The organism is Streptomyces sp. NPDC102514, assembly GCF_055584525.1.
On record NZ_JBVJLW010000020.1, the window covers coordinates 104,549 to 117,397 of the forward strand.

10 protein-coding genes are annotated in these 12,849 nt (G+C 70.4%); all 10 read left to right on the plus strand.

The genetic code is table 11. The features are described 5' to 3' along the window. The first annotated feature begins 6 nt into the window (after nt 1-6). A complete protein-coding gene (locus ACZ60E_RS38100) occupies nt 7-945 on the plus strand; it encodes an N-acetylneuraminate synthase family protein (protein WP_107015790.1) in 939 nt (312 codons plus the stop codon). 64 nt (nt 946-1,009) lie between these two features. Beyond that, nucleotides 1,010-2,251, plus strand: a complete 1,242-nt coding sequence (locus ACZ60E_RS38105; protein ID WP_469446518.1) for a hypothetical protein — start codon at nt 1,010-1,012, stop codon at nt 2,249-2,251. A 346-nt stretch (nt 2,252-2,597) separates the two neighbouring features. After that, nucleotides 2,598-3,848 carry an amidohydrolase gene (locus ACZ60E_RS38110; RefSeq protein WP_453791993.1) on the plus strand — a complete coding sequence of 417 codons (1,251 nt, stop codon included), beginning with the start codon at nt 2,598-2,600 and terminating at the stop codon, nt 3,846-3,848. Between the two features lie 234 nt (nt 3,849-4,082). Further along, nucleotides 4,083-5,162: a BMP family lipoprotein gene (locus tag ACZ60E_RS38115; protein WP_469446520.1), complete on the plus strand. Its 1,080-nt coding sequence runs from the start codon at nt 4,083-4,085 to the stop codon at nt 5,160-5,162. A gap of 485 nt (nt 5,163-5,647) precedes the next feature. Beyond that, the gene (locus tag ACZ60E_RS38120) at nt 5,648-6,697 is read left to right on the plus strand and encodes a BMP family lipoprotein (RefSeq protein WP_384800170.1); all 1,050 of its coding nucleotides are present in this window, start codon (nt 5,648-5,650) and stop codon (nt 6,695-6,697) included. A gap of 292 nt (nt 6,698-6,989) precedes the next feature. Then, nucleotides 6,990-8,654, plus strand: a complete 1,665-nt coding sequence (locus ACZ60E_RS38125) for an ABC transporter ATP-binding protein (RefSeq protein WP_453791995.1) — start codon at nt 6,990-6,992, stop codon at nt 8,652-8,654. After that, nucleotides 8,651-9,778 carry an ABC transporter permease gene (locus tag ACZ60E_RS38130; protein ID WP_384800163.1) on the plus strand — a complete coding sequence of 376 codons (1,128 nt, stop codon included), beginning with the start codon at nt 8,651-8,653 and terminating at the stop codon, nt 9,776-9,778. The genes ACZ60E_RS38125 and ACZ60E_RS38130 overlap by 4 nt, the downstream gene beginning before the upstream one ends. After that, on the plus strand, nt 9,775-11,037 hold the full coding sequence (locus ACZ60E_RS38135; RefSeq protein ID WP_469446523.1) for an ABC transporter permease: 1,263 nt from the start codon (nt 9,775-9,777) through the stop codon (nt 11,035-11,037). Before ACZ60E_RS38130 ends, ACZ60E_RS38135 begins: the two co-directional genes overlap by 4 nt. After that, nucleotides 11,034-11,447: a cytidine deaminase gene (locus ACZ60E_RS38140; RefSeq protein ID WP_384800157.1), complete on the plus strand. Its 414-nt coding sequence runs from the start codon at nt 11,034-11,036 to the stop codon at nt 11,445-11,447. The genes ACZ60E_RS38135 and ACZ60E_RS38140 overlap by 4 nt, the downstream gene beginning before the upstream one ends. 88 nt (nt 11,448-11,535) lie before the next feature. Beyond that, the gene (locus tag ACZ60E_RS38145) at nt 11,536-12,813 is read left to right on the plus strand and encodes a thymidine phosphorylase (RefSeq protein ID WP_384800465.1); all 1,278 of its coding nucleotides are present in this window, start codon (nt 11,536-11,538) and stop codon (nt 12,811-12,813) included. Nucleotides 12,814-12,849 lie beyond the last annotated feature (36 nt).

Here is a 12,849-nt window from a genome sequence, read left to right on the forward strand (position 1 = left end):
TCCACCATGAGCTCCAACTCCCGTCTGCGCACCTTCGGTTCCAAGACCGCAGGACCCGGCCACCCCGTCTACGTCGTCGGTGAGATCGGCATCAACCACAACGGCGACCTGGAGAACGCGTTCAAGCTGATCGACGCCGCCGCCGAAGCCGGCTGCGACGCCGTGAAGTTCCAGAAGCGCACCCCGGAGATCTGCACCCCGCGCGACCAGTGGGACATCGAGCGCGACACCCCCTGGGGCCGGATGACCTACATCGACTACCGCCACCGCGTGGAGTTCGGCGAGGACGAGTACCGCCAGATCGACGAGTACTCCAAGTCGAAGAACATCGCCTGGTTCGCCTCCCCGTGGGACACCGAGGCCGTCGCCTTCCTGGAGAAGTTCGACGTCCCGGCCCACAAGGTCGCCTCCGCCTCCCTGACCGACGACGAGCTGCTGCGCTCGCTGCGCGCCACCGGCCGCACGGTCATCCTCTCCACCGGCATGTCGACGCCGAAGCAGATCCGCCACGCGGTCGAGGTCCTCGGCAGCGACAACATCCTGATGTGCCACGCCACGTCGACCTACCCGGCGCAGGCCGAGGAGCTCAACCTCCGCGTCATCAACACCCTCCAGGCCGAGTACCCGAACGTCCCGATCGGCTACTCCGGTCACGAGACGGGCCTGCAGACCACGCTCGCCGCGGTCGCCCTCGGCGCCACCTTCGTCGAGCGTCACATCACCCTCGACCGCGCGATGTGGGGCTCCGACCAGGCCGCCTCCGTCGAGCCGCAGGGCCTGACCCGCCTGGTGCGCGACATCCGCACCATCGAGGCCTCCCTCGGCGACGGCGTCAAGAAGGTCTACGAGTCCGAGCTGGGCCCGATGAAGAAGCTGCGCCGCGTCTCGGGCGTCGTCGCCGAGGCCGAGATCGCCGCCGCCGCGGGCGAGCCCGTCGCCGTCTGATCCACTCCCCACCCTTCGTCACTCCCACCCCTTCCGATTCCAGGGAAGCGACGGTCGTACGTCGATGAGTCCCCGTGCCGGGTCCACCGGCCCCCAGTCACCCGCCACGCTGGCTTTCGTGGAAAGCCCGGTGCAGCTCCTGAACGTCCTGGAGTGGGCGCACGCGCACGCCCTGAAGGCGGCGGCCCTCAGGAGCACCGGCGAGACCTCCGGACCCCCGGGTCCGGAACTGGGAGCCGGCCGGCCCGGCGGAACGGGCAGGTTCGGGCGCTCCGGCAGGCCCGGCGGTTCGGGCAGGCCCGGCGGGCCCGGCAGGACTGAGGACGCAAGGCCGGGAGAGGCCGGTACCGGCCTCACCCTCGTCGTCCTGTCGCCCACCGACCCGATGACCCGCGGGCAGCTCAGACGCATGGCCGAGCTGGCCAGGGACGAGGGGTACGACGTGCGGTGGGAGGAGGCGCGGGGCGGCACGACCGCGCCCTTCCACACGGTCGGCGGACTCGCGCCGCTGCTGCGGCGCGCACGGCGCATCGTGATGGGCGACCCCTTCTCGCGGTACGTGCAGCTGCTGCTGACCATCACCCGCGCCCGCGACCTCGTCGTCGTGGACGACGGGACCGCGACCATGGAGTTCGTCTCCCAACTGGCGCGCGGTGAACGGCTGGTGCGCTGGCACCGGCGCGGCGGGCGCCCCGGGGCCCGGGACCTGGTCTTCGCACCGGTCTCGGCCCGGGCCCGCCGCCGGCTCACCCCCGGCGCCGGACGCCGGGTGGAGATCTTCTCCTCCATGCCGATCGACGAGACGCCCGAGGGCGTCGACGTCTCGGCCAACGACTTCGCGTGGACCCGGGCCCGCTTCGGCCCGCCCCGCATCACGAAGGGCGCCGACCTGGTCGGCACGTCCCTGGTGGAGACCGGGGTCGTCGACCCCGACCGCTATGTCGAAGCGGTGAAGGGGCTGGCCGGCACCTACGGGGCCACCCGTTACTTCGCCCACCGCAGGGAGAGCCCCGAGAAGCTGCACCGGCTGGCCGTCGAGACCGGCCTGGAGATCGTCCGCCCGGACCTCCCGCTGGAACTGATCGCCCGCCGGGGCCCCATCGGCCGCATGATCCTCAGCTTCCCCTCCACCGTGGTCCACACCCTGCCGCTCGCACTGGCCGGCACGGACGTCAAGGTCGCCGTCTTCGACATCGACCCGTCCTGGCTCACGGAGAACGCCTCACCCCGGGCCCAGGGCTTCCTCTCGGGCGTCACCGACACGGCCCGCGACGCCCACCGGCTGTCGACGATCACGGCCACCTGAGGGGACGGGCGGCGGAGCCCTGCCGTGGTGCTGTCCGGCAGGGTGTCCGGCAGCTGAACGGAACCGATCAGGTGCCCGTATGCGTGGTATGCGTAGAGAGCCTGTTTCCGGGGACCCGGGAATGGGCGTCGCCGCTCGGAGGTTTTCCCACAAGGAAGGCCGGATCCGGTATCCGCCTGGGCAGGCGTGGGAGCCGCCGGTCCAGAAAGCCGGGCGAGTGTACCCAAGCCAGTCAATCTGTATGCGCCACGCGGCTAGATTTCCTGTCCCGAACGCGTTGAAGTTTTGTTGATCTCAGGGCAGTCGGTCGTCGCGTCGCCCTACCCTTCAGAGGGTGAACCAACTGATGTCGCAAGAGTCCGAGGCCGATTCGTCCGGGGAAGCGTCGATCGGGGAGGAGTTGTCCGAGGGGGCAGCGCTTCCCGGCGTGCTGTCGGAGGCGCTCCGCGCCGAACTCGTCGCGTTCCGCCGCGACTTGCACATGCACCCCGAGCTGGGAAACCAGGAGTTCCGCACCACCGCCGCGATCAAGGAGCGGCTGGAACGGGCCGGTCTGCGGCCCCGCGTGCTCGACACCGGAACCGGGCTCATCTGCGACATCGGCGTACCGGACCCCGCACTTCCGATGCTCGCCCTGCGCGCCGACATCGACGGCCTGCCCATCCCGGACATGAAGAGCGGCTGCGCCTACCGCTCGACCGTGCCCGACCGCGCCCACGCCTGCGGACACGACGTGCACACGACCGTCGTCCTGGGCGCCGCCCTCGTCCTCGCCGACCTCCACGAGCGGGGCCTGCTCGACCGGGCCGTACGCCTGATCTTCCAGCCCGCCGAGGAAGTACTGCCCGGCGGCGCCCCCGACGTCATCAAGAGCGGCGGCCTCGACGGCGTCGGCCGCATCGTCGCCGTCCACTGCGACCCGCGGGTCGACGCCGGGCGCATCGGCCTGCGGTACGGGCCCATCACCTCCGCCTGCGACCGGGTCGAGGTCTCCCTGGACGGACCCGGCGGACACACCGCCCGGCCGCACCTCACCACCGACCTGGTCACCGCCGCCGCCCGGGTCGCCGTCGACGTGCCGGCCGTCGTCGCCCGGCGGGTCGACGCCCGCTCCGGACTCTCCCTGACCTGGGGGCGCATCGAGTCGGGGCACGCCTGCAACGTGATCCCGCAGCACGCCGAACTCTCCGGGACCGTACGGTGCCTGGACCTCGCCGCCTGGCACGCCGCCCCCGACCTGGTGCACGCCGCGATCGACGAGGTCGCCACGCTCCACCGGGCGAAGTCCGAGATCAGCTACGTACGCGGGGTGCCGCCGGTCGTCAACGAGCCGGGCGCCACCGATCTGCTGCGCGCGGCGATGACCGCCCGGCTCGGGGCGAACTCCGTGGAGGACACCGAGCAGAGCCTCGGCGGGGAGGACTTCTCCTGGTACCTGGAGCACGTGCCCGGCGCCATGGCCCGGCTCGGGGTGCGCACGCCGGGCGAGCGCACCGTGCGGGACCTGCACCAGGGGGACTTCGACGCCGACGAGTCGGCCATCACGGTGGGCGTCGAGATGTTCACCGCCGCCGCCCTGCTGCACGCCCGCGGCTGACGAGGCGACGCCGGGCAGCCGGTGATCCACGGACGAAGGGGTGCCCCGTTCGGCACCCCTTCGTCCCCTTGTGTCACTCGTACGTAACCGGCGGCGGGCGTTCGTAACGGGCCGTCGGCACGAATCGATAACGGCAGTGAAGAACCCCGTTCCCCTCCCCTTCTACGCGCGTTACTGTGCGCCGCAGTCAGCGTCGGCAACGGCGCCGTTGGGGAATGTAAGGGGTGCTCTCTCATGCGTCGGATTTCTCGGAGAACCAGGCTTTCTCAAGCCGCTGTCGCCGTCGCGGTCGTCGTCGTCGCGGCCGCCGGCTGCGGTGAGACCAGCAGCGACTCCTCGGGCAGCGACACCGAGTCCGGCTCAGGCTCCGGCTACAAGGGCAAGGGCATCGGGCTCGCCTACGACATCGGCGGCCGTGGAGACCAGTCCTTCAACGACGCCGCGTACGCCGGGTACGAGAAGGCCCGCAAGGAATTCAAGATCGGCGGGAACGACATCGAGCCGAGCGACGGCGAGTCGGACGCCGACAAGGTGCAGCGGCTGACCCAGATGGCCAAGGCCGGCTACAACCCCATCGTCGGCGTCGGCTACATCTACGCCCCGGCGGTCAAGGAGGTCGCCGCCAAGTACCCGAAGATCACCTTCGCCGTCATCGACGACGCCCAGGTGCAGGCGAAGAACGTCGCCGACATGGTGTTCGCCGAGGAGCAGGCCTCCTACCTGGCCGGTGTCGCCGCCGCCAAGGCCACGAAGAAGGACCACGTGGGCTTCATCGGCGGGGTCGACATCCCGCTCATCCACAAGTTTGAGGACGGCTTCGTCCAGGGGGTCAAGTCGGTCGACCCGAAGATCGAGATCGAGAAGCGGTACCTCACCGAGAAGCCCGAGGACGGCGGGTTCTCCAACCCGAGCATGGGCAAGGAGGCCGCCAGCGGGCAGGTCGAGGCCGGCGCCGACGTGATCTACCACGCGGCCGGCCTGTCCGGCCAGGGCGTCATCCAGGAGGCCGCGGCGCAGAAGGTCTGGGCGATCGGGGTCGACTCGGACCAGTACCAGCAGAAGGCGCTCGCCGCGTCGAAGGACTGGATCCTCGGCTCCGCGCTCAAGGACGTCGGCGGCGCGGTGTACGAGGTCACGAAGTCCGTCGTGGACGGGAAGCCGCTGTCCGGTGAGCACCGGGGTGACCTGAAGTCGGGCGGGGTGGGCTTCGCGGACTCCAACCCGAAGTACAAGGAGATGACGGACGTCGTCGAGGCGGTGGAGAAGGCGAAGGAGGACATCGTGAGCGGCACGGTCACGGTCAAGACCGACTGACGTCCTGACCTGTGGGGTGCGCTCCCGCCTGCGGCCCGGCGGGGGTGGGCCGCGCAGTTCCCCGCGCCCCTTCAGGGCCGGGCTGCGCCCCTGCCCTGGCGACGGTGGCATGGTCGGCTGACGGCCGGTGGGGGTCGGCCGCGCAGTTCCTCGCGCCCCTTGGGGTGGCGGGCGTGCGTCGTCGGTCGACGGCCGGTGGCCGGGGTCGGGGCGTAGCCCCGCTCCGGAGGGGCGCGGGGAACTGCGCGAACGGCCCCCACCGGGCCGCAGCCGACCATGCGCCCCCACCACCCCGCCCCCGCTGAGGGACACGTACACCCCTTGCCTCCCGCAAGGGGTGTACCACGTTCCGTAGTCTGTACGGCATCTGTGGCCACAGCTCGATAACGGACCGGACAGAAGGGGTTTTCCGTCTGGTCTACGCGCGTTACGCTGCGGCGGAACCAGCGCCTGGTATGGGCGCTTGCACAAAGGAGTCACGTTCCATGCGCCGGGTGTCCCGAATCGCTGTCGCGGGCGTTGCGACCGCTACCCTCACCGCCGCCCTCGCTGCTTGCGGCGGCACGTCCAACGACGCCGCTGACAGCGGCGACGGCAAGAGCAAGGGCATCGCCCTCGCGTACGACGTCGGCGGCAAGGGCGACCAGTCCTTCAACGACGCCGCGACCGCCGGAATGGAGAAGGCCGCCGCGGAGTTCAAGTACGGCTCCAAGGCCGTCGAGCCCACCGACGGCGAGTCCGACGCCGACAAGGTGCAGCGCCTGCAGACGCTGGCCAAGGCGGGCTACAACCCGGTCGTCGGCGTGGGCTACGCCTACGCGCCGGCCGTCGCCGAGGTCGCCGCCAAGTTCCCGAAGATCACGTTCGGCATCGTCGACGACGAGACGATCGACAAGAAGAACGTCGCCGACATGGTCTTCCACGAGGAGCAGTCCTCGTACCTCGCGGGCGTCACCGCGGCCCTCACCACCAAGTCCAACACCGTCGGCTTCGTCGGTGGCGTGGACATCCCGCTGATCCACAAGTTCGAGGCGGGCTACAAACAGGGCGTCGCGGACACGAACCCGAAGGTCAAGGTCGTCTCGCAGTTCCTCACCGAGAAGGCCGAGGACGGCGGCTTCGCCAGCCCCGACAAGGGCAAGACGGCCGCCGAGGGCCAGATCGAGGACGGCGCCGACGTGGTCTACCACGCCGCGGGCCTGTCCGGTCAGGGCGTCATCGAGGCCGCCTCCGCCGCCAAGGTGTGGGCGATCGGCGTCGACTCCGACCAGTACAGCCAGGACGCCCTCAAGGCGTACAAGCAGTTCATCCTCACCTCGGCCACCAAGGACGTCGCGGGCGCGGTCTACAACCTCGCCAAGTCGGTCCAGGACGGCAAGCCCGAGACGGGTGTCGTGCGTGCCTCCCTCAAGACCGGTGGTGTCGGCCTCGCGGACTCGAACCCCGACTTCAAGGGCAACGCCAAGCTGCAGGCGGCCCTGGAGAAGGCCACCACGGGCATCAACGACGGCACCATCAAGGTCAAGACCTCGTAGTAACCGTCCGCGGTAACCATGGTCAATCGGGCGCTGTAATGGCAGCGTTACGGTCGCGAAAACGGGGTGTGGGAAGGATGGCCTTCCCGCGCCCCGTTCGCGCGGCGGATGACCCGGGTCTGTCCGGGAGGCATGGATATGCCTGGATGTGCCCGGAACATCCGACTCCGCAGTAGTAGTCGAAGCAGGGGCGCTACGCGCGTAGATCGGCCCCTTTTCCAAGGAGTACGCCATCGACGCGTCCAGCAGCCCGCCGCTCGCCGCACAGTCACCGTCCCCGTCGCAGTCGCCCGTGTCGGTCGAACTCGCGGGGATCACCAAGCGCTTCCCCGGTGTCGTCGCCAACCACGACATCCACCTGTCCGTCCGCAAGGGCACCGTGCACGCCCTCGTCGGCGAGAACGGGGCAGGCAAGTCCACCCTGATGAAGATCCTCTACGGCATGCAGAAGCCGGACGAGGGCACCATCGCGGTCGACGGCGACCAGGTCACCTTCGCCAGCCCCGCCGACGCCATCGCGCGCGGCATCGGCATGGTCCACCAGCACTTCATGCTGGCCGACTACCTCACCGTCCTGGAGAACGTCGTCCTCGGCAGCGAGAAGCTGTACGGGATCGGCGGCGGCGCCCGAGACAAGATCAGGGAGATCTCCGAGCGGTACGGCCTCGGGGTCCGCCCGGACGCCCTCGTCGAGGACCTCGGTGTCGCCGACCGCCAGCGCGTGGAGATCCTCAAGGTCCTCTACCGCGGCGCCCGCATCCTGATCCTCGACGAGCCCACCGCCGTCCTCGTGCCGCAGGAGGTCGACGCGCTCTTCGACAACCTCCGCGAGCTGAAGGCCGAGGGCCTGTCCGTCATCTTCATCTCCCACAAGCTGGGCGAGGTCCTGTCGGTCGCCGACGAGATCACTGTCATCCGCCGCGGCACCACGGTCGGCACGGCCGTTCCCGCCGAGACCACCTCCCGGCAGCTCGCCGAGATGATGGTCGGCAGCGAACTGCCCACCCCCGAGACCGCCGAGTCGACGGTCACCGACAAGCCCGTCATCCAGGTCGAGGGCCTCACCGTGTACGCCGCGGGCGGCGCCTCGCTCGGCGAGACCGGCACCGTCGGAGACACCCCGGCCGCCGGATCCCTCGCGGGCGACGCGGCCGGCGGCGACGCCAAGCGCGTCCTGGACGACGTCACCTTCACCATCCACGCCGGTGAGGTCATGGGCATCGCCGGGGTCGAGGGCAACGGCCAGACCGAACTGGTCGACGCCCTGATCGGCCTCAAGAACGCCGACTCGGGCACCATCCGCTTCATCGGCGAGGAGATGACCTCCTGGCCCACCCGCAAGCGCCGCGAGCAGGGCGTCGGCTACATCCCCGAGGACCGCCACCGGCACGGCCTGCTCCTCGAAGCCCCGCTGTGGGAGAACCGCATCCTGGGCCACGTCACCGAGAAGCCCAACACGCGGGGCACACGCGGTATGTGGCTCGACATCAAGGGCGCCCAGGCCGACACCCGCCGCATCGTCGAGGAGTACGACGTCCGGACGCCCGGCATCGACGTCACGGCGGCCTCCCTGTCCGGCGGCAACCAGCAGAAGCTGATCGTCGGCCGCGAGATGAGCCACAAGCCGCGCTTCCTGATCGCCGCCCACCCCACCCGCGGTGTGGACGTCGGCGCGCAGGCCGCGATCTGGGACCAGATCCGCGAGGCCCGCCGTGAGGGCCTGGCGGTGCTGCTGATCTCCGCCGACCTGGACGAGCTGATCGGCCTCTCCGACACCCTCCGGGTGATCTACAACGGCCGGCTCGTCGCGGACGCCGACCCGGCGACCATCACTCCGGAGGAGCTGGGTTCGGCCATGACGGGCGCCGCCTCCGGTCACCTGGAGCACGTGGAGCAGGCAGCGAGCGAAGAGCACCCAGCGCAGGCAGTGGAAGCCCCGGAGGACGAGGCCCGATGAAGAAGTTCGACAAGGAGCGAGTGCTCCTCGCGGTGGCCGGACCGGTCATCGCGCTCGTGGCGGCCGTGGTGCTGACCTCGTTCGTGCTGCTCGCCTCGGGCAAGAGCCCGATCGAGCCGTACACCCTGATGTTCGAGCAGGCCGGTTTCGCCGACGTCCAGGTCCTGATCATCAACCAGGCCGGCGTCTACTACCTCGCCGCCCTCGCGGTCGCCGTCGGCTTCCGCATGAACCTCTTCAACATCGGCGTCGACGGCCAGTACCGCCTCGCCGCCATGATGACCGCGGTCGTCGGCGCGCACGTCTCGCTGCCCGCCGCCCTGCAGATCCCGTTCCTGATGCTGATCGCCGTGCTCACCGGCGCCTTCTGGGCCGGCATCGCGGGTGTCCTCAAGGTGACCCGCGGAGTGAGCGAGGTCGTCGCGACGATCATGCTCAACGCCATCGCCACCAGCCTCATCGGCTACCTCACCCTCACCGAGGTCTGGGGCCAGCCGCTCGGCAACAACCAGACCACCGGCGTGATGAAGGAGTCGGGCTGGTTCCCCGGCTTCGACATGGGCGACGCGGGCGAGATCTACGGCTTCACCCTGATCGCCGTACTCGCCGGTGTCCTGTACTGGCTGGTCCTCAACCGCACCCGCTTCGGCTTCGACCTGCGTGCCACCGGCGCCTCCGAGACCGCTGCCGCCGCCTCCGGCGTGGACGCCAAGCGCATGGTCCTCACCGCGATGCTGATCTCCGGCGGCATGGCGGGCCTCGCGGGCCTGCCGATCCTCCTCGGCGACGCCCACACCTACAGCCTGTCCTTCCCGACGGGCCTCGGCTTCACCGGCATCACCATCGCGCTGCTCGGCCGCAACAACCCGGTCGGCATCGCCTTCGCCGCCCTGCTGGTCGCCTTCCTCGACAAGGCCTCGCCCGCCCTCGACTACGCGACCCCGGTGGCGTACGACAAGGAGATCGCGGTGATCATGCAGGGTCTCATCGTGATCGCGGTCGTCGTCTCCTACGAGGCCGTACGCGTCTGGGGCCTGCGCCGCCAGCAGCGCCGAGTCGGCGCCGAACTGGCCGCCGCCGCAGCCGCCAACGACAACTCCAAGAAGGAGGTGGCTGCCCGATGAGCACCTCGACCGTCGCCAAGCCGCAGGCGCCGAAGCCCGCCCGGGGCCGCCGCCGTATCTCGCTCCCGGTCCTGCTCCTGCTCGTCGCGGGCCTGCTGGTCCTCGTCTCCGTCGTCCGCCTCGTCACCGACGCGAACGGCATCACCTCCACCGGCCAGATGTCCACCGCGCTGCGCCTGGCCGTACCGATCGGCCTCGCCGGACTCGGCGGACTGTGGGCCGAGCGCGCGGGCGTCGTCAACATCGGCCTCGAAGGCATGATGATCCTCGGCACCTGGTTCGGTGCCTGGGCCGGCTTCCAGTGGGGCCCGTGGACCGGTGTCGCCTTCGGCATCATCGGCGGCGCCCTCGGCGGCCTGCTGCACGCGGTCGTCACCGTCACCTTCAACGTCAACCACATCGTCTCCGGTGTGGCCATCAACATCCTGGCCCTCGGCGCCACCCGCTATCTGTCGACCTTCGCCTTCGAGGGCGAGGAGGGCGGTACGTCGAAGCAGTCGCCGCCCGTCGACTCGCTCGGCACCTTCGACATCCCAGGTCTTTCGGACTGGCTGCAGACCCTGAACGGCAAGCACTGGTTCCTGGTCTCGGACCTCGCCGGTCTCGTCGGCGGCCTCTTCACCGACCTCTCGCCGCTCACCGTGATCGCCGTCCTGCTCGTCCCGGTCACCTGGTGGGTGCTGTGGCGCACCTCCTTCGGGCTGCGCCTGCGCTCCTGCGGCGAGAACCCGGTGGCCGCCGAGTCGCTCGGCGTCAACGTCTACAAGTACAAGTACCTGGCCGTCGTCATCTCCGGCGGCTTCGCCGGACTCGGCGGCGCGTTCCTCTCCCTGGTCGCCTCCAACATCTACCTGGAGGGCCAGACCGGCGGGCGCGGCTACATCGGCCTCGCCGCGATGATCTTCGGCAACTGGATGCCGGGCGGACTCGCGCTGGGCGCCGGCCTGTTCGGCTACACCGACAGCCTCAAGCTCCGCGGCGGCGGCACCAACGTCCACGCGCTGCTCCTCCTGCTGGCCCTGCTCCTGATCATCGGCGCGGCCTACTTCGTCTGGAAGAAGCGGTACGTGCACGCGGCGGTCACCACGCTCATCGGCGTCCTGGTCTTCCTCTGGTACACCACGACCAACGAGGTCCCGAACCAGGTCGTCACCGCCACCCCGTACGTCGTCACGCTCCTCGTCCTCGCGCTCTCCGCGCAGCGCCTGCGGATGCCGAAGGCGGACGGCATGCCGTACCGGCGAGGGCAGGGCAAGTGACGACTGCCGAGACCGCGTCCACGCCCGTCGACTGGGAAGCCCTGCGGGAGGTGGCGCGCGAGGCGATGTCCCGGGCGTACGCCCCCTACTCGGGCTACCCGGTCGGCGTCGCGGCCCTGGTCGACGACGGCCGGGTGATCTCCGGATGCAACGTGGAGAACGCCTCGTACGGACTCGGCCTCTGCGCCGAATGCGGGCTGGTCTCGCAGCTCCAGAACACCGGGGGAGGCCGGCTCACGCACTTCACGTGCGTGGACGGCCACGGCGAGATCCTCGTCCCGTGCGGCCGCTGCCGCCAGCTCCTGTACGAGTTCGGCGGCCCCGACCTCGTCCTGGAGACCCCGGACGGTCTCCTCCCGCTCTCCGAGATGCTCCCGCAGGCCTTCGGCCCGGACCACCTCACCAGGTAATTCACGGGCGGCCCCGGTGGACTCCGGGGCCGCCGCCGCACTGCTTGCACCACCGCACTACCGAAGGGAAGCCATGACCGCGTTGTCGATGGACGCCATCTCCGTGATCCGCACCAAGCGGGACCGCGGCGAGCTGAGCGACGGACAGATCGACTGGGTCATCGACGCGTACACGCGCGGTGAGGTCGCCGACTACCAGATGGCCGCCCTCAACATGGCGATCCTGCTCAACGGCATGAACCGCCGGGAGATCGCCACCTGGACCGCCGCGATGATCGCCTCCGGCGAGCGCATGGACTTCTCGTCCCTGTCCCGCCCGACGGCCGACAAGCACTCCACGGGCGGCGTCGGCGACAAGATCACGCTCCCGCTGGCCCCGCTCGTGGCGGCCTGCGGCGCGGCCGTCCCGCAGCTGTCCGGCCGGGGCCTCGGCCACACCGGCGGCACGCTCGACAAGCTGGAGTCGATCCCGGGCTGGCGCGCCGCGCTCTCGAACGACGAGATGCTCTCCGTCCTGGACTCGGTCGGCGCGGTGATCTGCGCGGCGGGCGACGGCCTGGCCCCGGCGGACAAGAAGCTCTACGCCCTGCGCGACGTGACCGGCACGGTCGAGGCGATCCCGCTGATCGCCTCCTCGATCATGTCGAAGAAGATCGCGGAGGGTACGGGCTCACTCGTCCTGGACGTGAAGGTCGGCACCGGCGCCTTCATGAAGACGATCGAGGACGCCCGCGAACTGGCGTCCACGATGGTCGGCCTCGGCACGGACCACGGCGTACGGACCGTCGCGCTCCTCACCGACATGTCCACCCCGCTCGGCCTGACCTCCGGCAACGCCCTTGAGGTCCGCGAGTCGGTCGAGGTCCTGGCCGGCGGCGGCCCGTCCGACGTCGTGGAACTCACCCTCGCCCTGGCCTGCGAGATGCTGGACGCGGCGGGGATCAAGGACGCCGACCCGGCGAAGGCGCTGGCCGACGGCTCGGCGATGGACGCGTGGCGCCGCATGATCGCGGCCCAGGGCGGCGACCCGGACGCCCCGCTCCCCACGTCCCGCGAACAGCACGTCGTCAAGGCCTCGGCCTCGGGCGTCCTGACCCGCCTCGACGCGTACGACATCGGCGTCGCCGCCTGGCGCCTGGGCGCGGGCCGCGCCCGCAAGGAGGACCCGGTACAGGCCGCCGCGGGCGTCGAACTCCACGCCAGGCCCGGCGACACGGTGACGGAGGGCCAACCACTCCTCACCCTCCACACGGACACCCCGGAACGCTTCGCCTACGCCCTGGAAGCGGTGACGGACGCGTACGATGTGGCACCCCCCGGCACGCCGTTCACCCCGACACCGGTGGTGCGGGAACGTATCGCCTGAGGCGGGTGAAGCGGATCGCGGAACGGGACCGGCGGG